The 20,106-nt window shown below is 61.5% G+C and carries 13 protein-coding genes; 4 read left to right on the forward strand and 9 right to left on the reverse strand.

The window, feature by feature from the left end; genetic code table 11:
- Positions 1–32 precede the first annotated feature (32 nt).
- Genes ABDK74_RS12540 through ABDK74_RS12555 form a run of 4 tightly spaced genes read right to left on the reverse strand, consistent with a single transcriptional unit; the run spans position 33 to position 9,434 of the window.
- Positions 33–1,577 (reverse strand): efflux transporter outer membrane subunit, encoded by a 1,545-nt coding sequence (locus tag ABDK74_RS12540; protein ID WP_346004033.1) that lies wholly within the window; start codon positions 1,575–1,577, stop codon positions 33–35.
- Entirely contained in the window at positions 1,577–4,855 is a 3,279-nt protein-coding gene (locus tag ABDK74_RS12545) for an efflux RND transporter permease subunit (RefSeq protein WP_346004034.1), read from the reverse strand. Before ABDK74_RS12545 ends, ABDK74_RS12540 begins: the two co-directional genes overlap by 1 nt.
- A complete protein-coding gene (locus ABDK74_RS12550) occupies positions 4,852–8,052 on the reverse strand; it encodes an efflux RND transporter permease subunit (RefSeq protein WP_346004035.1) in 3,201 nt (1,066 codons plus the stop codon). The genes ABDK74_RS12545 and ABDK74_RS12550 overlap by 4 nt, the downstream gene beginning before the upstream one ends.
- A gap of 38 nt (positions 8,053–8,090) precedes the next feature.
- Positions 8,091–9,434, reverse strand: a complete 1,344-nt coding sequence (locus ABDK74_RS12555) for an efflux RND transporter periplasmic adaptor subunit (protein WP_346004036.1) — start codon at positions 9,432–9,434, stop codon at positions 8,091–8,093.
- Positions 9,435–9,728: 294 nt separating this feature from the next.
- Between ABDK74_RS12555 and ABDK74_RS12560 the strand changes: the two genes are divergently transcribed.
- The 4 genes from ABDK74_RS12560 to ABDK74_RS12575 all read left to right on the forward strand — a co-directional run bounded on the left by ABDK74_RS12560 (position 9,729) and on the right by ABDK74_RS12575 (position 12,582).
- Positions 9,729–10,019 carry a CsbD family protein gene (locus tag ABDK74_RS12560; protein WP_194254934.1) on the forward strand — a complete coding sequence of 97 codons (291 nt, stop codon included), beginning with the start codon at positions 9,729–9,731 and terminating at the stop codon, positions 10,017–10,019.
- Between the two features lie 75 nt (positions 10,020–10,094).
- Complete coding sequence (locus ABDK74_RS12565) at positions 10,095–10,730, forward strand: DUF4339 domain-containing protein (RefSeq protein ID WP_346004037.1); 636 nt, start codon at positions 10,095–10,097, stop codon at positions 10,728–10,730.
- Between the two features lie 146 nt (positions 10,731–10,876).
- Complete coding sequence (locus ABDK74_RS12570) at positions 10,877–11,500, forward strand: ribonuclease HII (RefSeq protein ID WP_346004038.1); 624 nt, start codon at positions 10,877–10,879, stop codon at positions 11,498–11,500.
- Positions 11,497–12,582 (forward strand): DNA methyltransferase, encoded by a 1,086-nt coding sequence (locus ABDK74_RS12575; RefSeq protein ID WP_099286898.1) that lies wholly within the window; start codon positions 11,497–11,499, stop codon positions 12,580–12,582. The genes ABDK74_RS12570 and ABDK74_RS12575 overlap by 4 nt, the downstream gene beginning before the upstream one ends.
- 72 nt (positions 12,583–12,654) lie before the next feature.
- Here ABDK74_RS12575 and ABDK74_RS12580 read toward each other — a convergent pair whose 3' ends face one another.
- From ABDK74_RS12580 to ABDK74_RS12600, 5 genes are all read right to left on the reverse strand, one after another.
- Positions 12,655–13,272, reverse strand: coding sequence for an ankyrin repeat domain-containing protein (locus ABDK74_RS12580; RefSeq protein WP_194254929.1), 618 nt, complete (start codon positions 13,270–13,272; stop codon positions 12,655–12,657).
- A 77-nt stretch (positions 13,273–13,349) separates the two neighbouring features.
- The gene (locus tag ABDK74_RS12585) at positions 13,350–15,389 is read right to left on the reverse strand and encodes a VWA domain-containing protein (protein WP_346004039.1); all 2,040 of its coding nucleotides are present in this window, start codon (positions 15,387–15,389) and stop codon (positions 13,350–13,352) included.
- Positions 15,386–18,112: a DUF4159 domain-containing protein gene (locus tag ABDK74_RS12590; RefSeq protein WP_346004040.1), complete on the reverse strand. Its 2,727-nt coding sequence runs from the start codon at positions 18,110–18,112 to the stop codon at positions 15,386–15,388. The genes ABDK74_RS12585 and ABDK74_RS12590 overlap by 4 nt, the downstream gene beginning before the upstream one ends.
- Positions 18,109–19,035 (reverse strand): DUF58 domain-containing protein, encoded by a 927-nt coding sequence (locus tag ABDK74_RS12595; RefSeq protein WP_346004041.1) that lies wholly within the window; start codon positions 19,033–19,035, stop codon positions 18,109–18,111. The genes ABDK74_RS12590 and ABDK74_RS12595 overlap by 4 nt, the downstream gene beginning before the upstream one ends.
- Positions 19,036–19,040: 5 nt before the next feature.
- Entirely contained in the window at positions 19,041–20,069 is a 1,029-nt protein-coding gene (locus ABDK74_RS12600) for a MoxR family ATPase (protein ID WP_346004042.1), read from the reverse strand.
- Positions 20,070–20,106: the final 37 nt, after the last annotated feature.

Genomic DNA, 20,106 nt, shown 5'->3' on the forward strand with positions numbered 1-20,106 from the left:
GGTGCCAATGGCCCCGCCCTTTTTTATGGTCTTCAGTTCCCGTTCTTGTCCCTCTGGATGAAGGAGGGCAGGAACGGATTGTCCGTCTGAAGCGAGTTTTTGCTTGGAAGCTGTTGCGTCGTCCAGCCTCCGCCCAGATCCGTCATGAGTTTGACCTCGGCAAGAAACTGCTGCTGCCGCACGCTGAGCTGGGTTTCCTGATACTGAAGAGCATTCTGTTCGGCGGTGATGACCGTCGTGTAAATCTGCGTTCCGGCGAGATACTCGTTCATGGACACCTGAACGGCGCTTTCTGCGGTTTTCACGGCAGCATTTTGCAAGGCAAGCTGCTGATCGAGATAGCGCAGGCCGGACATCTGATCTTCGGTGTCCTGAAGAGCTGCCAGAACCGTCTGGCGGTAGGTGGCCACGGCATTGTCGTAATCGGCTTCTGCGCTGCGCACCGCAGCGGAGCGCGCCCCGCCCTGGAAAATGGTTTCGCTTGCAGCCGCACCGAGGCTCCAAGTGCGCGTAGCGGTCTGGATCAGCTGTTCGAGAGGATTGCCGCTATAGCCATAAGACGCGGAGAGCGTGACCTGTGGGAAGAACGCGCCGATCTCGTATCCGATTTCCGCATTATAGGCTTCCATGTTGCGCTCGGCCTGCGCCACGTCCGGACGACGCTGAAGCAGCATGGAGGGCACGGCGACGGGTGCGGCGGGGATCGTCTCGGGGAGGGGAGAGGCTGCCAGTGTGAGTTCTGCTGGAGCCCGGCCCGTCAGCATGGCGATGGCGTGTTCGTATTGCGCCCGGGCGATATGGGCGTTGGACAGGCTGGCCTGCGTCGATTGCAGCAGGTAGCGGGCCTGAAGGACGCTTGTTGGATCCGCGACACCAGCGTCGAGCTGGTTCTGGAGGATTTCCAGATTGTGGCGATAGAGATCCACGTTGCGGGCATAGAGCGCAATCAGGCTGTCCTGATAGCGCAGGTCGAAATAGTCCTGCGCGAGCTGAAGCTGATAGGACAGCCGCATGTTGGCGACGAGAGCAGCGTCGGCCTGAGTGGCGGCAACCTGCTGCTGAACCTGCCGGCGAATCATGCCCCAGACGTCGACGGTCCAGCTTGCGGATGGGCCGGTCGTCCATGTGTTGGATGTGTAGGACTGGCTGGAGGTATAGGTGAAGCCTCCGCTGGTATTTTCGGCGCTGCTTCCCTGTGAGTTGCGGTTGAAGCTGAACTTGCCGCTCAGGGTCGGGAAAAGCTGCGCGCGGATCGAATCAATCGTCGCGGCCGCCTTGCGATACTGCGCCTCATATTCCTTCAGGCTCTGGTTGGACGTGGCCACGCGTTCTTCAAGGTCGTTGAGAACGGGATCGTTGAAGATCGTCCACCAGTCTCCTTTGGGCATTTTCGCAAGATCGGGGGCAGCCATCTGCCAGCCCGGCGGCGGAGGCGCTTCCTTGAACTTGGCGGAGATGATGGCTTTCGGACGATGATAGTTCGGCCCGACCATGCCGCCGATACAGCCGCTCAGGAAAGGCAGGGTCGCCGCCCCCAGCAGGGCAGTGCGCAGGGTGGATTTACGGAGGGCGGGCATCAGGACTGTGTTCCCCGGGCTGAAAGATGGAAAAAGGAAGCGACGTGGGCACGCAGACGGCCCATGGCGCGTCCGAACCGGTCGAGATACAGGAAAATGACGGGCGTGCTGTAGAGCGTCAGCAACTGGCTGACCACGAGACCGCCGAGAATGGCGATCCCCAGCGGTCGGCGGAGTTCGCAGCCATATCCGTTGCCGATGATGAGGGGCACGGCACCGAATGCAGCGGCCAGAGACGTCATGAGGATCGGGCGGAAACGCAGATGGCTGGCCTGACGGATAGCCTCTCTGGCCGACAGCCCTTCACGCTGTGCCACGAGGGCGAAGTCGATCAGCATGATGGCGTTTTTCTTGACGATGCCGATGAGCAGGATCACGCCGATCATGGCCATGAGGGAGAATTCCTCTCCGCAGATCTGAAGTGCCAGAATGGCGCCAACGCCTGCGGATGGCAGCGTTGAAAGGATCGTCAGGGGATGGATCAGGCTTTCATACAGGACGCCCAGCACGATATAGACGGCGGCGAGGGCGGCGAGGATCAGCAGAACCTCACTCCCTGCGGATTTCTGGAAAGCGGCCGCATTGCCCGCAAACCCGCCGTGAATGTCTGACGGGACATGCAGCTTCACCATGGCGGCCTGGACGGCATCCACGGCCGTGCCAAGCGATACGCCGGGTGCAAGGTTGAAGGACACGGTCGTCGCGACGGATTGTCCTTCATGACTGACGGTCAGGGCGGTGTTGGTGTTGCGTTGGCGTGAGAGGACGGACAGGGGAACCATGTTGTCCACGCTGGTGGCAACGGCTGCACCGCTTGATGCCGATTTTCCGCCTGCCAGCGCGTTGGCGACCGAGTTCTGATAGGATTGCTCACTCTGCGACAGGGTCGTGACAGCCGTTGTGGCGCGGGCGCGGATATTGTTCGACGCCGTGCCGCCTGCTGCTGTTCCGCCGGAGGTGCTGATCCACATCTGTTGCAACATCGACGGATCCTGCCAGTAGCGGGGCGCGGCTTCCATGATGACGCGGTACTGGTTGAGGTTGCCGTAGATAATGGAGGCGGCACGCTGGCCGAATGCGTCATAGAGCGTATTGGAAATGAGCTGTGGCGTGACGGAATAGCGCGCTTCCGTGTCGCGGTTGATCGCGATGTTGATCCCCTGACCGCCCTGTTCCACGTCCGATGTTACGTCCATGAGTTCCGGCAGTCTGGAAAGCGCGGTTACGATCTTGGGAGTCCATTCGAAGAGGTCTTCGGCGGAGGGACCCTCAAGTGAATATTGATAGGCGGCGTCTCCGGGCCGCGCGCCCGTGCGAACACTGCCGGGGGCCATCAGGCGGAGCTGCGCGCCGGGAATATGGGAGAACCTGCGGGTCAGGCGTTGAATGGTGGTTGCAAGATCGTCCGTCCGCTCGGATTTGGGCTTGAGTGCGATGAACATGTTCGCCGAGTTGGCCGAACGTCCACCGACACCGCCCATGACGCCCACGACATCCCGGTCGGACGCGACGCTCTTCATGGCCTTGACCACGATTTTCTGAAGCGCCTGAAACGAGATCGACTGATCGGCAACCACACGCCCCATGATCTGCCCGGTGTCTTCGGAGGGGAAGAAACCTTTGGGCATTTTCACATACAGCACACCGGCCAGCACCAAAGTGGCGGGCAGGGACATTGCGATCAGGAACTGATGCCCCAAGGCCCAGTCCAGCGATTTGCCGTAACCCGACGTGGTGGCGCTGATCATGCGTTCGAGGAAACGGCCGGTCTTCTTCCACAGACCCGAACCGTTATCGTCCGTGTGGGTCAGAAGCTGGGCGCTGATCATGGGCGTCAGCGTCAGGGACAGGAGCAGCGAAATACAGAGCGTGATGACCATGGTCATCGCAAACTCGTGGAACAGCCGCCCCGCGATCCCGCCCATGAGCATGATCGGTGCAAACACCACGATCAGCGAGACTGTGATCGAAACGACCGTGAACGCGACTTCGGTCGTGCCTTTGATGGCGGCGTCCTGTCGGTTGTAACCCATCTCCATGTAGCGGGCGATGTTTTCCAGAACGACGATGGCGTCATCGACCACAAAGCCCGTCGAAATCGTCAGGGCCATCAGCGACATGTTGTCGAGCTGGTATCCCATCAGTGCCATGGCCCCGAAGGTTCCGATAATCGAAACCGGCACCACGATGGCCGGAACCATGATGGCGGAGAGGCTGCGCAGGAACAGCAGGACGACCACGACCACGAGTACGACGGCAATGACAAGCGTCTGTTTCGTATCGTCCAGAGAGGCCCGGATCGTCTTGGAGCGGTCGATCAGGATCGAAATATTGGTATTGCCGGGCAGGGCGGATTGCAGAGCTGGCAGGCGGCCGCGGATGCCGTCGATCGTCTTGATGACGTTCGCGCCACCCTGCGAGAAGACCGTACAGATGATGGCGGCATTTCCGTTCAGATACCCTGCCTGACGGAGATCTTCGACGCTGTTCTTGACGTCCGCCAGATCCGTCAGGCGGACAGGCTGGTTGTTGCGATAGGCGATGACCAGATCACGGTATTCTTCTGCATCCGTCGCCTGATCGTTGGTGGAGAGCATCATGCGCTCGCCATTGGCATCCAGAAAACCCTTGGGCGTATGGGCATTGGCGGAGGCGAGGGCAGCGCGCAGATCCTCGAAGCCGATCCCGTAGTGGAACAGGCGCAGCGGATTGATTTCAACACGCACGGCAGGAAGGGACGCGCCGCGGATTTCCACATCACCGACGCCTTGAATCTGGCTGAGCTGCGGGATGAGGATGTTGCTTGCGAAATCGTAGAGTTCCTGCGGTGTCCGGGTGCTGGACGACAGGGTCAAAGCGAGGATGGGCGGCCCGTTGGAGTTCGCCTTCATATAGGTCGGGTTGCTGCGAAGGCTGGTGGGCAGATCCTGCCGCGCGCCCTGCAGGGCCGCTTCCACGTCACGCGCAGCGCCGTTGATGTCGCGCGACAGGTCGAACTGAAGGGTGATGCGCGTCTGGTTGACCATGGATTCCGAGGTCATTTCCGTGACGCCGGAAATCGCCCCCAGATGCCGCTCCAGAGGCCCTGCGATCGTGCTTGCAATTTCGGACGGAGAGCCGCCGGGCTGGTTCGCGGTCACCATAATGACCGGAAAGTCCACGTCCGGCAGATCGGCGACGGGCAGGGCGAAATAGCCCATAACGCCGCCGATCACGAGAGCTACCGCCAGCAGCGTCGTGCCAACGGGCCTCAGGACAAAGAGGCGAACCAGATTCACGGAGCGCCTGTATGGGGGCTTGGGGTCTGGGGCTGCGACGGTGGGTTGTGGCGACGGTGACGCTGTATGAAGGCGCGCGTTTTCGTCCCCACTTCATCCATGAACAGATAGATGACGGGCGTGGTGAACAGCGTCAGAAGCTGGGACATCATCAGGCCGAAAACGATGGCTACACCCAGCGGACGGCGCAGTTCGGAGCCCACACCCGTGCCGATCAGCAGGGGCAGGGCGCCGAACAGGGCGGCCAGCGTGGTCATCAGGATCGGCCGGAAGCGGAGCATCGCCGCCTGCTTGATGGATTCAAGTGGCGTATGACCTTCCAGACGCTCGGCTTCGAGCGCGAAGTCGATCATCATGATGGCGTTCTTTTTCACGATGCCGATCAGCAGCACGATGCCGATGATGCCCATGATGTCGAGATCCATCCCGAACAGATAAAGCCCGATCAGCGCACCGATGGCGGCGGATGGCAGGGTGGAAAGGATCGTGATCGGGTGGATATAGCTCTCATAGAGAATGCCCAGCACAATATAGACCGCAACCACAGCCGCCATGACCAGCCAGACCTCGTTGGACAGCGAGGAACGGAACGCTGCCGCCGTGCCCTGGAAGGCGGTCTGGAACTCCCGTGGCAGACCGATCTGCTTTTCTGCGCGCTCGATGGCGTTGGTCGCAGCGCCCAGCGAGTAGCCGCTGGCTACGTTGAACGAAACGGTTGTGGCCGGGAACTGACCGAAATGGCTGATGAGCAGCGGCGCGAGCACATGCGTCATCGTCGTCACCTGCGACAGCGGTACGAGCCCCGATGTCGGCTGGCGCGTCGGGCCGGACGTGCTGCCACCGGCCTGCGAAGAAATGCCCGGCAGGTAAAGCTGGCTCAGGGACGTGAGATCAGTCTGGAGTTTCGGGTCGGCTTCCAGAATGACGCGATACTGGTTGGATTGCGTGTAGATCGTCGTGATCTGACGCTGGCCATAGCTGTCATATAGCAGATTATCGATTGTCTGCGGCGTAATGGAGTATCGCGCGCCGGTCGGACGGTCGAGCGAAAGCTGGGCGACCAGCCCCTCAGCCTGAAGATCGGACGTGACATCCGTCAGTGACGGCTCCTTGCGCAGGGCCTCCACGAATTTCGGCACCCAGGTCTTGAAGGTGTCGTAATCCGGGTTTTCCAGCATGAACTGGTACTGCGTGGCAGAAATCGAGGAATCCAGCGACAGATCCTGAATCGGCTGGACGTAAAGCTGTGCCCCGATCACCTGATCTCCGGTGGAGGACAGGCGACGCATGATTGCCTCAAGGCTGGACGTGCGCTGCTCACGCGGCTTGAGGTTGATCAGGAAGCGCCCGACATTCAACGTCATGTTCTGGCCGTCAATGCCCACGAAAGACGAAATGCTGGCGACGTCGGGGTCTTTCAGGATCACGTCTCCAAGAGCGGCCTGACGGTCCTTCATGCCCTCGAAAGAAATGGCCTGCGACATCACGGAGATGCCCTGAATGACGCCGGTATCCTGTGTCGGGAAAAAGCCCTTGGGAATGGTCCAGGCCAGAATGCCGGTCAGGACGATCGTGCCGAGCGTGACCAGAAGGGTCGTGACGCGGAAGCGCAGCACGACGTCGAGCCAGCGCCCATACCCCGCGATCAGGGCGTTGATGCCTCGCTCGGTGCGGTTGGACAGGCGGCTCCAGACTGTGTTTTTCGTGGACGGCGCATGCGTGTCGGAGAGCAGACGGGCGCACATCATCGGTACCAGCGTCAGGGCGACGACGGCAGAAATGATGATGGTGATGGAAAGCGTCATCGCGAATTCATGGAACAGACGCCCGACGACGTCCTTCATGAACAGCAGGGGGATCAGCACGGCGATCAGCGAAACCGTCAGCGAGATGATGGTGAAGCCGATCTCCCCCGCGCCTTTGAGCGCAGCGGTGTAGCGGTCTTCACCAGCCTCGACGTAACGGGCGATGTTCTCGATCACAACAATCGCGTCGTCGACAACGAAGCCGGTCGCAATCGTCAGGGACATCAGTGACAGATTGTCGAGCGAGAAGCCCAGTAGATACATCGCTGCCAGCGTCCCGATCAGCGATAGCGGAACGGACAGGCTGGGAATAATCGTCGCCGGGATATTCCGCAGGAACACGAAGATCACGCCCACGACGAGAAGCATCGCGAGCGCCAGTTCGTATTCCACGTCATTGACCGAAGCGCGGATGGTGGTGGTGCGGTCGGTCAGCGGGGTGACATCAATGCCCGGCGGCAGATCGAGCTTGAGCTGCGGCAGGACCCGCAGCACGTTGTCCACGACGCCGATGACGTTCGCGCCGGGCTGACGCTGCACGTTCAGAATCAGCGCAGGCGTGCGGTTGGCCCAGGCGGCAAGCTGTGCGTTCTCCGCCCCTTCAACCACCGTCGCAATGTCGCGCACGCGTATCGGGCCGTTGTTCTGATACGCGATCACCTGATTCATGAGCTGTTCGACGGACTGGATCTGGCCATCGATGCGCAGAGAGGTGGAGCGCTTGGGGCCGTCGAACGTACCGGTCGGGGAATTGACGTTCACCGTGCTGATGATGGTACGCAGCGTGTCGATTGCGATCCCGTAAGAGGTTAACTTCGGAATGTTGACCTGAATCCGGTACGCCTTGCGGTTGCCGCCTGATAGGGTGACAAGACCGACGCCGGAAATCTGGCTGATCTTCTGCTCAAGCCGCGTGTTGACGTAATCTTCGACCTCAGGAAGCGGCAGCGTTTTCGACGTAATGCCGAGCGTCAGGACGGGGGTGTCTGCCGGATTGACCTTCGCATAGATCGGAGGGGCGGGCAGATCGCTTGGCAGCAGCGAGGTGGCGTTGTTGATCGCGGCCTGAACTTCCTGCTCGGCCACATCCATCGACATGTCCAGCCCGAACCGCAGCGTCAGAACCGAAGCGCCTCCCGAAGACTGGGACGTCATCTGGTCCAGTCCGGCCATCTGGCCGAGCTGGGTTTCCAGAGGCGCGGTGACGGACGTACTCATGACGTCCGGCCCGGCACCCGGATAGAACGTTGAAACCGTGATCGTCGGATATTCGACCTGCGGCAGCGCTGAGACGGCCAGAAAGTGGTAGCCGAGCAGGCCGCTCAGCAGGATGGCGAACATCAGAAGGCTGGTGGCAACCGGGCGCTCGATGAACAGGCGGGACGGATTCACGATCTTACTGTTCCCTGTTTGGCTGTTCTGGACGGCGATCAGTGGTTGCCGGTGTCGGCGGGCGAGGACGGGTCGTTCTTCTTCTGAGGCGCATCGGAACTCTGTTGTCCGTCGCGATGGTGACGGTGCTGGCTGGCGCTTTTGTGCTCAGCTTCAGTGGTCTGCGCTGCTGCGGAAGACGTATCGGGGATGGAGACCTTCTGACCGGGACGCAGATGGCTGACACCATCCGTCACGATACGGTCACCGTTGCTCAGACCCTTTTCGATCACGGCATTCGTGCCGTCGGTCGTGCCGACCGTAACGGGCACGACTTCCACGGTCATGTCAGGCTTGACGCGATAGACGAAGCGGCCGTCAGGGCCGGTTTGCAGGGCATTTGCAGGAACGAGCAGAGCATCATGCAGCGTCGTGACCAGCAGATGCGGATTGACGAACTGATTCGGAAAGAGATGCTCGTCTTCGTTCGCAAAGATGCCACGCATCCGGACCGTGCCGGTTGCCGTGTCGATCTGGCTGTCGAGCGCCTTGACGGTGCCGGTGGCGATTTTGTGAGTATTGTCGCTGTCCCAGGCCTCGACGGACAGTTCGCCGGTTTGTCCCAGATATTTCATGACCTCCTGAAGCTGGTTCTGCGGAACCGTGAAGATCACGGAAATGGGCTGCATCATCGTCAGAATGGTCAAACCGCCGGACTGGCCCGCCGTCACGTAGTTGCCAACGTCAAGCACGCGGATACCGACACGTCCTTCGACCGGTGCAATGATGTGACAGTACATCACGTTCAGCTCGGCATTACGGACATTGGCTCGGTCGAATTCGACCTGGCCTTCAAGCTGCTGCACCGTGAATTCCTGATCGCGCGCGGTCATGGCGGAGGTCGAGTTCTGCTTGATCAGGCGCTGGTAGCGGGCGTTGTCCACGCGGGCCTTTTCAAGCTGCGCCATATCGGCGGCCAGCGTGCCGCGATACTGAGAGAGCGTGGCTTCATACGGACGCGGATCGATCAGTTCGAGCTCATCACCCTTATGAACGTGCTGGCCTTCCTTGTAATAGACAGCCGAGATATGGCCGTTGACGCGCGGCGTGATCGTCACGTTCGTCACGGGGACGACAGTACCGAGTTCCTGAAAAATCACGGGCATATCGCCGCTATGGACCGTTGCGACGGCAACGGGCTGCACGTTTCCGTCAGCCGCAGCGCCACGACCATGTTTGTGGGTCGCACCATGCGGGCGGAAGATTGCGAACAGGATCAGAAGAGCAATCAGAAGAACAACGCCCCAGAGGACCCAGCGCCGACGTGACCGTGCGGGAGGGGGAGAGGACTGGGCGGTGTTGTTCGTAAGGCGGTCGCTGGAGCTGGCCGTCTGCTGATCCATGGTGGTTCTGTCTTTCCGCATAGCAGAGCGCAGGGCTCTCAGGCGACGATGTTATGTGTTTTCATGCTTATACGGCAGGAGGCCAGCGCCTGCCATGACGCGACCTTAAATCCTGTTCAGTTTTGGTAATGAAAATCAAAATGACCGAAAATGATACGTTTCGTTACTGTTCTGCCCGATAGTTTTTCTTGGGGCTTGTCTCTTCCCCAACCAGAGATCATATCGGACTGGAACCGGATGCCTCCGTCGTGCGTTTGAACTGAAGACAGGTTAATCCGGACAGAGGAGAATAAAATGGCTGATACAACTGAGACCAAAGTCGAAGGCCTCCTGGATGACGCCAAGGGCAAGATCAAGGACGGTTTTGGTGGCCTGACTGGCGACGCAAAGCTTCAGGCCGAAGGCAAGTTCGACCAGCTTTCCGGCATGGCGCAGCAGGATTTTGCCGATCTGTACGATGAAGGCGAAACCAAGCTCGAAGCGGCAACGGCGTTTGTGCAGGATCGCCCTCTGATTTCGCTCGTGATCGCGACGGTCGTGGGAATGATTGTGGGTGGACTGCTGTTCGGCCGCAAAAGCGATTGAAGCGCAACAGGCGTTTCGACCGGACGGACGTCTTTGTGCTAGAAGCCTTCCGGAGTGATCCGGGAGGCTTTTTTTATGGAATGGTTTTACGACAATAACGGGCAGCAGGCCGGTCCAGTCTCCCGTGAGGAAATCCTGCGCCTGATCATGCAGAGGCAGATCAAGCCTGAAACACTTGTCTGGACGTCGGAATTCGGGGAGACGTGGCGACCCGCCAGCGCAGCGGGACTTGTCTCTCCGCTGACAGGGCTTCTGCGGATGTCTTCAGGAAGTGCAGAACACTGGGCCTGGGTGCTTCTGGTCGGGCCATGGCTGATCCAGCGTCTGACGTTGTTGATCCTGGTCTGGCGCCATATCCCGGAACGTGATCGGATGGGACCGTTTTCGATCGTCGCGATGATGTCGCTGCTTCTGTTTTTTATTTCCTTCATGCTGGATCGAAACTCGATCCGCGAAAGTGGAAAGACGCCGCCGGGCTTCTGGTGGTGGCTGTTTTTGCCGGGATATTTCTGGAAAAGGCGCCAGATCGTCGGTCGGGGACTGTCGTTGTTGATCGTCAGTCTGCTTCTTCTCGCCGTCAATGTGACGGAGAAAATCTATCAATTCCCTCAGATAGAGAAAGAACTTCAGATGCAGCATGGACAGACGGAACAGCCTGCTCCATCGCCGCCGCCAGTGGCCGGTCAGGAGAACCAGCAGGAAGACCTCTGACGCTTCAGGTAAAGAGTCTTTCCCACCACACTTGACATATTAAACTTAGAGACAATGCATTTTTAGGCTTCCCTTTCGAGTCGCCATGATTCAAAACCGATTCGGTCACCTGATTTCGCGGTGATCTGTCGGGGAGACGCTCATAAATGCCGGATTACGCCCTGGAAGCTGCCCATGGGGGGCTGGTCGTCGGGATCGACGAAGTCGGGCGTGGTCCTCTGGCCGGACCGGTCGTGGCATCTGCCGTGGCCTTTACGGCTCCGCCGTCTGCCACCCTGTCTGCTCTCCTTGATGATTCCAAGAAGCTGACGGCCCGACGCCGGTTGCTCGCCTATGAGGCCCTTATGGCCGACGATCAGGCATTGATCGGCATTGGCGCGGCATCCGTTCTGGAAATCGAGCAGATCAATATCGCCCAGGCCTGCTATCTGGCTATGCGCCGGGCGTTGTTCCGGCTCGGCCGGATGCCGGACCTTGCTCTCGTAGACGGCAAACATGCCCCGAAACTGCCCTGTCCCATCAAAATGGTGATCGGTGGCGACGGGATCAGCCTGTCCATTGCCGCAGCCTCCATCATCGCCAAGGTAACGCGCGACCGCCTGATGGCGCGTCTGGCCATGCGTCACGATGCCTATGGTTGGGAGCGCAATGCCGGATATGGCACGGCCGCACACATGCAGGGGCTGAAACTCCGTGGGGTGACACCCCATCACAGGCGCGGGTTCGCGCCGATACGAAATATGATTGAAGCAGAGGTACACGCAGCATGAGCGGTGAATTTCCCGTCGACCAGATCCTGCGTGGAGAATGCATCGAAACGATGAAGACGCTGCCGGACGGGAGCGTGGACTGCATTTTCGCCGATCCGCCGTACAATCTTCAGTTGCGCGGTGAACTGCGCCGCCCGGACGAAACCGTCGTGGATGGCGTGGACGACGACTGGGACAAGTTCGCGGATTACGCGACCTATGACAATTTCACGCGCGACTGGCTCAGAGAAGCGCGCCGGATTTTGCACAAGGACGGCACGATCTGGGTCATCGGCTCCTATCACAATGTCTTTCGTCTGGGCGCGATCATGCAGGATCTGGGGTTCTGGATTCTGAATGATATCGTCTGGCGCAAGTCCAACCCGATGCCGAATTTCCGTGGGCGGCGCTTTACGAATGCGCATGAGACGCTGATCTGGGCCGCGCGTGGTCCGCAGAGCAAATATCGCTTCAATTATCAGGCCATGAAGGCTCTGAACGACGATCTTCAGATGCGTTCGGACTGGTACCTGCCGCTGTGCACGGGCAATGAGCGTCTGAAGAACGAACACGGCCTGAAACTGCATCCGACGCAGAAGCCGGAAAGTCTGCTGCATCGCGTTCTGGTGGCGTCAACCAACGCCAATGATGTGGTGCTGGACCCGTTCTGCGGAAGTGGGACGACCCCGGCAATGGCCAAGCGTCTGGGCCGTCATTACATAGCCATCGAACGCCACCCGGATTACGTCAAGGCCGCGCGCGAGCGTGTGGCGCGTGAAGAACGCCTGACCTCCGAACAACTGGCGACGACCCCGGCCCGGCGCGAAATGCCGCGTATTCCGTTCGGAAGTTTCGTGGAAACGGGTGTCTTGCCAGCGGGAACAGTGCTGTATGACCGGCAGAAGCGTCTGAAAGCGACCGTAACACCTGACGGCACCCTCGTATCGGGTAACCAGCGCGGCTCCATTCATAAACTCGGTGCAGGTCTAACCGGCGCGCCGTCCTGCAATGGCTGGACGTTCTGGTATTTCGAGCGCGATGGCCAGTTCGTTCAGATCGACGTCCTGCGTCAGGAAAGTCAGGCGTTGCGTAACGTCGGCTGACGGAAAGCCATCGCCCATAAAAAAAAGCCGGAGAATTTTCTCCGGCTTTTTTTATGTCTGGATCACGAACGGTTAATGCCCTGCGAAGCCAAGGAAGCCGATTGAAGGATCTGCTTTGCCGCCACTTGCATCGAAATGCGGGGAGGCGACGACGGCGGAACGTTTGGGTGTGACGGATTTCCCGCCGATCGTCAGATGGCCGCTGCCGTTCTTCATTTCCACGCCCTGATCGGACACGCTGTTCTCGATCTTTCCGTCCGGATTATAGGTCCGCATCGACAGCAGCAGGAACATGATGTCCTTGCGGTTCAGGTCGATGGCCATGTCCAGAGGCGTCTGGTCCAGAACGTTGTGTCCACCCATGTCTGCACCGCGGTTGAGCGCTTCTTTGGCCGCATTGAGGGAGCCACGGTTAATGGCATCGAACAGGGCTACGGTCGGGTTCACGTCGGCGCGGGCATGACCGGCATCGTCGTCGGATGCGTCTGCTCCAGGAAGGGCGGAAGGCGGCGCGGCGCGCTGGGCGGCCTTGCGGGCTTCGGCTTTCTTCTGATTGGCTTCGGCTTCCTGTTCAGCCTCGGCGTCGTCGGCATCCTGAGCCTGGGCGTGATGCCAGGGTACGAGAATCGTCGGCGTCATTGCCAGAGCGGCAACGAGCAGCAGGCGGGGCAGGGTGGGGAGCAGTCGCATAAAACCAATATACTGTGATCGTTCGTCCTGCGCGAGTCTGCAGATGCCTCTCGGAGGTGCCGGATTGTGACATTTTTTCAATGACCTTCCCGCCACCAGCCGATTGCGAGGAAAATCAGCGCCGCAAGCAGGGCTGCCCATGCCGGAACGAGGTCCGTCGTTCGCGTCTCACCTGCGACGGCCGCCGTGGTGACGGGAAGGCCCATCCAGTCCGATCCGCTCATTATCGAGCCGATGGGAACCTGTTTCAGGTGGGGCGTATGATCCGCAACCCATGCCACGGTTCCTCCCGATGCCTGAGCGCTGGTGCCCATGACGGTCGCGGTGGCGCGCAGGTCCTGCCGTTCGATCGGGTCGTGAGAAACGGGGCTGGCGAAAGCGACCAGACCATCCTGCCGGACACTCCAGATGCCGGGCATTGTGGCGGCCAGCGTGGCGTGCCAGACGCCATCAGTCTGTTTCAGGGTAACGGGCGTACGCTTTCCGTCCGGCGCGGTGACGAAAGCTTCTGGCGAGACAGCCTGTCCCGCAGCATGGCGTTCGACATCAAGCTGGCCGTTTTCGATCCGGGCAGTAAGGCGATTTTCCTCAAGATCCGGCTCTTTCATCAGCCAGTGTGACAGACGCCGCAGAAGCTCGGCCTGCGGTCCACCACCGCCTTCACCGCGAGACCACAGCCAGAGCTGGTCCGACATGAGCATGGCCACGCGCCCCCGATCGACACGGTCCAGAAGCAGAAGCGGCGCGCCGTCCGGGCCATGCATCAGGTCTTCGCCATGCGACTGGTCCGGGCGCAGCGCACGATACCAAGGACCCCAGTCTTCTGTCAGGCCAGCCGTGACAGGATGGGTTTTGCCCAAAGCAGTCAGGGACGGACGGAAGGCCCGCGTAACCACTCCGTCCGTCCCGACATGGGCCGGAAGAATCTGTGCGAGGCTCGTATCCTGAAGCGTGCCGTCCTGCGTGAATTCCGGTCCTGCCGTCACCAGCAGGCCGCCGCCATTGCGGACATAATCGGCGATATTGGTCAGGTATTCGTCCGGCAGGATGTTGCTGTTGCGAAAGCCGTCCAGAATGATGAGGTCGAAACTGCGGATCTTTTCCTGAAACAGTTCGCGGATGGGGAACGGAATCAGTGCCAGATCCGACAGCGGCGTACCATCATCGGTGTTGGGGGAACGCAGAATGGTGAAGTGCACGAGATCCACGGACGGATCGGCCTTCAGTAACCTGCGCCAGACGCGCTCTCCCTGATTGGGAACGCCGGAGACCAGAAGCACCCGCAGCCGGTCGCGCACGCCCCGGATCCGTACAACGTCGCTGTTGTTTTCCGTAGAGGCTTCCCCGGCTAGCGGAGAAACAGACAGGCCGACAAGCGTTTCGCCGGGATGTTGTACGGGAACCGTGATGTCCTGCGGCGTACCGGTCCGGATCGGGCGGGTCTGCGACGGGGCATCGCCCGATCGGATCGTGAGAACGGCGTCGGCGGCATCCGGAGCACCGAGATCGTCCACCTGCACGCGGAGCGTGGCGTTCTGCCCAACGATGGCATAAGGCGGCGTGCTCAGGATGCGCAGACGACGGTCCTGTTCTTCCCCGCGAGCTGTCAGCAGAAGATGCAGAGGCAGTTTCTGCCCATCCGGTCCCTGAAAGCGCGCCGGGAGATGGGCTGGAACGTCATGATCCATACCGTCCGTCACGACGATGGCACCTGCAAAACGGCCCTGCGGCAGATCGGCGTGGTCCAGCGCTTCGAACAGGCGTGTGCCGTGGCCCATGCCACCCGGAACATCGACGCGATGGAGCGTCAGGCCCGGAAGATGGGCCGCGTCCTGCATGATCTGCCGTGCGGTCTGGTCCGCGATAGCCGTGCGGGGGCCGACCTGCATCGAGGCCGAACGATCTACGACCAGCAGCGCATCCTGCGGCACCGGGCGGAGCACCGGATGAAGCGCACGCGGTCCGGACAGCCACCCCAGCAGAGCGAGAACGGCCAGGGCCCGCCAGATCATCCCGCGCGCGCCGCGCAGGGTGCCGTAAATTGCGCCTGCAACACTGAGTGCGGCCAGCGTTGCCAGCAGCCAGACGGGAAGCATCGGAGAAAGATCGAACATCATGGCGCGTCCCCCTCGTCGGCGGTGTCGGGACTGGCTGTGGCGGGTGCTGCATCCGGGCTGCCGAGGCGGCGGAGCATTTCAGGATACTGGGCCTGATCGTTCTTGTAGTTTCCGGTAAGGGCGTAGAGCACCATGTTTACGCCAAAACGATAGGCCTGCGTGCGCTGGTCTTCGCTTCCGGGAATGACGGCAAAGGGATGGTTGCCCGATCCGTCAACGGCCCAGGCATGCGCCCAGTCGCCATTGCCGATGATGACGGGGCTGACGTCATCATTCGCCTCGTCGCCATTGCGCGCCACATAAACCGGCTGCCCGGCAACGCGACCGGGAAAGCCGCTGTGCAGCAGATAGAAGGTGTGGGCCAGAACGTGCTTGTCCGTCAGCTTGGCAAGCGGCGGCACGACGAGACCATCGGTCACGCGCTGCAACGCGGCCCGGGCGGCGGCGCTTGTGCCAGAATCGGTGTCGGTGCCAGCACCCTGTTCGTCGATCAGCAGGATCCCGCCGTGTTCCATGAACGTATTGAGCGCTTTCGTGCGTTCGGGATCGGGCTGCATATCCGGGGTGATCGGCCAGTAGAGAAGCGGATAGAACGCCAGATCGTCCTTGCCCGGAACAACGCCGTCGGGATGGCCGAGTGTCGCGGAACTGCGGGCGCTCGTATAGTCGGAAAGGCCCTGAAGCCCTTCGCGGGAGACAGCATCGATATCGTCATGACCCGTGAGAACATAGGCCAGCCGCGTTTCGAGAGCAGCCTGCGGCACGGTTGCCGGAAGCGGAAGTGTTGTCTGAGCATGAGCCATCGGCAAAAGCAGTAGACCTGCGACCGCCAGAGCGCCGAGCAGACCGCGCCGCCGCAGGGACAGGATCAGATCCAGCAGCAGAAGCAGCAGACCCGCCGCCATCAGCGCGGGGCCGATCGGACGCTCCGCATGCGCGCCATCAGGCGACATCAGGGTTCCGAGCAAAGGTTCCTCCACCATCTGCGAAGCGGTGTCCCCGAGATTGAGCGCGCGCGTTCCACGGGCCGGACCATAAAGCCCGGCAGGATGCGTGACGGAAACATCCGTATGCGCCAGATCCGAAGCACGGATGGAGCGCGCGGCCTGTGGCGGCATGACGAGGCCTCCATCGCTCCCGACAATACGCCATGGCGCCAGTTCCGCCGGACCGCCGCCTGCCACGCCAGCGGAGCGTTCGATCAGACGTTCCAGCATGTCGGGAAACAGCCCCGAAAGCGGCACATTCGACCAGTCGGGCGAGGGCGTGACATGGAACAGCACGATCTCGCCATTGCCTTCGGCGCGCGCAGTCACGAGCGGGGTGCCGTCGCTTAGGGCCGCCCAGACATGATCCGTTAGTCCCGTTTCGGGCTTGGCCAGAACCTGTCGTGAGACGGTGACATCGGGCGGAATCGTCAGGTCCGAAAACGGCGAGGTCTCGGGGAAAGGCGCCAGCGTCTGGGGTTTCCCCCACGACATCGGGCCGCCTAACTGACGCATCCCGCTCATGAGATGGACGGGAAGGAGCGCATCGGAGGTGGCGTCGGACGTAGCGGCCTGATCGGCTGCGAGACCGGGGCCTGCGAAGCGGACGAGCATTCCGCCATGACGCACCCAGTCCAGAACGCGATGGCGCGTCTGCTCGCCCGAAAGTGCCCCATCCGTGGCGATCAGAACCGACAGAGGCGCGCCCAACAGGGCCGTGGCGTCGCCGCTATGCAGGTCCGCAATCGGTTGCAAGGCGCGATTGAGGAAGAACGCCGATCCGACAAGAGGTGTCGCGTCGCCGGGCGTCTGGAGGATACCGACCGGGCGGCGGTGATCGGCCTGTCCCATCAGATGCACAGCAGCAGGGCCGGTCGTGCCTTCAAGTGTCAGACGATCAAGCTGGTTCCGCAGCAGGGCCGGGAGGGAGAGCGTCTGGTCCTTCCCGGTCGTGAGGGGGTAGGCCGCAAGCGTGCCGCCATTGGCATTGACGGCATGCAGCGTCACGGTCCGGGGTGGGCAGGGCAGCGTGTCGACTTTTGCATGAAGCGCACCGTCCTGGCCTGTCGCGGCATCAAGGCGCAGGATGTCACAGCCGTTCCAACGCATGTCCTGAACGGACCGCGCTTTTGCAAGCGCTCCACGCAGCGCGTCGTCTCCCTGCGCAGCCAGACCGTCCGAGAGAACCCTCACATGCTGGTCCGCCAGATCCCGTTCCCGAAGCAGGGCGGCCAGCGCCTGACGGTCCGTTGGCCAGGGCTGCGGACGCAAATGTGAGAGATGTTCGGACAGGGCATGGGAATCGTGGGTCATAAACGCTTCGGGCATCGCTCCGTCCGGTGCGCGTGCAGCGTGCAGGAACGTGACGTCCTGACCGTTGCGGATCGCGGTTTCGCCAAGCGCGAGCGCTGCGGAAATACGGTCGGTCCAGTGCGGAATGGCGGCCCAGCCATCATCGAGAATGAGGGTCAGCGGTCCGTTGCCGGTTTCGGCTTGATGCGGCGTCAGGACAGGGCGCGCCAGCCCGAAAATGATGAGGGCCACCGCCACCATGCGCAGAATCAGAAGCCAGAGCGGGGAACGGGCGGCGTCCTCCCGCCGGGCCGTGAGTCGGTTCAGGATGAGCAGGGACGGAAAAGACTGTTCCTGCGGAGCGGGCGGCGTCGCTCGCACCAGCCACCACAGCGCAGGCAGGGTGAGCAGACCGAGGAGAAGGAGCGGAGCAAGAAGAATCATCGGCCGCCCCCAAGCGCCATATGAAGCGCAAACAGGGCCGAAAGCGGGTCCTGCGACGTGTCATGCACGATGCAGTCCGCATGAAGCGAAGCCGCACTCTGTTTCAAGGCCGTGAGATGCGCGTTCATCGCCTGCTCATAGGCCGGACCGAGACTTTCCATGGCGGGAAGAGTCAGAACGCCCCCCTCAAGCCCTTCGAACCGGACTCGTCCTGCGCGTTTCAGCTCCCGCTCCGCCGGATCGAGAATACAGAGAAGATGGGTCCGCACCGGACGGCTGGCGCAGGTTTTAAGAAAGGTGTCGATCCGGTCCTCGTCCCACAGGAAATCGCTGATCACCACGAGATCGGACCGTGGAGGAACCAGAGACATGCGGGGAAATTCGGGCTCATCCGCATCCTGACGCAGAAGGGATGCCGCCAGTCGCGGAAGAACCTGACGTCCGGCAAGGGCGCGCCCGGCCTCAATTCCGGTCAGCAGACCCGCGCGCTCGCCGCTGCGCAGGGATGCGGACGCCAGCGCCAGCGTGCAGAGCTGCGCGCGTTCCGCCTTGGTCGGCAGGGCATCGGACGAGCGCCACTGCATGGAAGGCGAGGGATCACACCACAGCATCAGGGACTGGGCGTTCTCGCGCTCGCGCTCACGGACCCAGAACGTGTCTTCAACCGGCGAGCGGGCAGATTGCCGCCAGTCGATGGACGTTGCAGGTTCGCCAGCATGATAGGGCCGGAACTGCCAGAAATCCTCGCCCGGTCCCGAACGTCTGCGACCGTGAACGCCGCTTTGCAGGCTGGCGGCAATCTTTTCGGCTTCAAGAACGAGCGCGGGCAGGGGCAGGCTTTCCGCCTGCGCGGTGGGAGCGCCGGAACTGGCGCCCCGGTTGCGGCGGAACAGATTGCGTAGGGTATCGGACGGACTTTTCACGGCGATCAGAGGAGAGCCTGAGCCTGTTTGCGAATCAGGGCCTCACTGTCCGTCCCGGCCGCGCGGGCGCCAAAGCCCAGCCCGATACGATGGGACAGGACCGGGCTTGCAAGGGCCACGACGTCATCAAGGCTCGGCGCCAGACGGCCATCAAGCAGCGCGCGGGCGCGGGTCGCGATCATCAGTGCCTGAGCTGCGCGAGGGCCGGGGCCGAAGGACACGGCGTCCCGGACTTCCGGCGATGCGGACGGATCTTCCGGACGCAGCGAACGCGTCAGGCTCAGGATTGCATCCACGATCTGATCGCCGACCGGCAGACGCCGGACGAGGTTCTGGGCCGCGAGCAGACTTTCGGCATTCATCAGGGCGGAGACCGTCGGCGTCGTGGCGCCTGTCGTCTGAAGCAGCATCTGCCGTTCCGCGTCCCGGTTCGGAAAACCGAGGCTGATCTGAAGCATGAACCGGTCGAGCTGGGCTTCAGGCAAGGGGTAGGTGCCTTCCTGCTCGATCGGATTCTGGGTCGCGAGGACATGGAAGGGGCGCGGCAGGGCATAATCCTTGCCCCCCTGCGTGACCCGACGTTCCGCCATGGCCTGCAACAGGGCGGACTGGGTGCGGGGGCTGGCGCGGTTGATTTCGTCGGCAAGCACAAGCTGGCCAAAGATCGGGCCGGGCAGGAAGCGGAAGGCGCGTCGTCCGTCAGTATCCTGATCGAGAATTTCCGCCCCGGTGATGTCCGACGGCATCAGGTCGGGCGTGAACTGGATACGCGTGGCGTCCAGACCCAGAACCTGTGAGGCCGTGTTGACCAGCAGGGTCTTGCCCAGACCGGGCGCGCCCATCAGAAGTGCGTGACCACCCGACAGGATCGTGACAAGAACCTGTTCGATGACGCTGTCTTGGCCCAGAACAATGCTGCCGATGGCCTGACGGACATGATGGAGAACCGGAGCCAGACGATCGGCTTCAGCCACGTCCGCCTCGCCCCGCAGGGTGCCGGCGGAGACGCCGGAAGAATATTGCTGCTCGCTCATAACGCCAGTCTGACAGGTGTGGGGGTTTCATCAAGGC

This window comes from Gluconobacter sp. OJB (assembly GCF_039638275.1).
Classification (GTDB): Bacteria; Pseudomonadota; Alphaproteobacteria; order Acetobacterales; family Acetobacteraceae; genus Gluconobacter; species Gluconobacter cerevisiae.

Coding starts and splice junctions, on each gene's coding strand:
- ABDK74_RS12560 (WP_194254934.1), top strand. CDS start 9,729: ATGGCTGATACAACTGAGACCAAAGTCGAAGGCCTCCTGGATGACGCC.
- ABDK74_RS12565 (WP_346004037.1), top strand. CDS start 10,095: ATGGAATGGTTTTACGACAATAACGGGCAGCAGGCCGGTCCAGTCTCC.
- ABDK74_RS12585 (WP_346004039.1), bottom strand. CDS start 15,389: ATGATGTTCGATCTTTCTCCGATGCTTCCCGTCTGGCTGCTGGCAACG.
- ABDK74_RS12580 (WP_194254929.1), bottom strand. CDS start 13,272: ATGCGACTGCTCCCCACCCTGCCCCGCCTGCTGCTCGTTGCCGCTCTG.
- ABDK74_RS12600 (WP_346004042.1), bottom strand. CDS start 20,069: ATGAGCGAGCAGCAATATTCTTCCGGCGTCTCCGCCGGCACCCTGCGG.
- ABDK74_RS12590 (WP_346004040.1), bottom strand. CDS start 18,112: ATGATTCTTCTTGCTCCGCTCCTTCTCCTCGGTCTGCTCACCCTGCCT.
- ABDK74_RS12575 (WP_099286898.1), top strand. CDS start 11,497: ATGAGCGGTGAATTTCCCGTCGACCAGATCCTGCGTGGAGAATGCATC.
- ABDK74_RS12555 (WP_346004036.1), bottom strand. CDS start 9,434: ATGGATCAGCAGACGGCCAGCTCCAGCGACCGCCTTACGAACAACACC.
- ABDK74_RS12570 (WP_346004038.1), top strand. CDS start 10,877: ATGCCGGATTACGCCCTGGAAGCTGCCCATGGGGGGCTGGTCGTCGGG.
- ABDK74_RS12540 (WP_346004033.1), bottom strand. CDS start 1,577: ATGCCCGCCCTCCGTAAATCCACCCTGCGCACTGCCCTGCTGGGGGCG.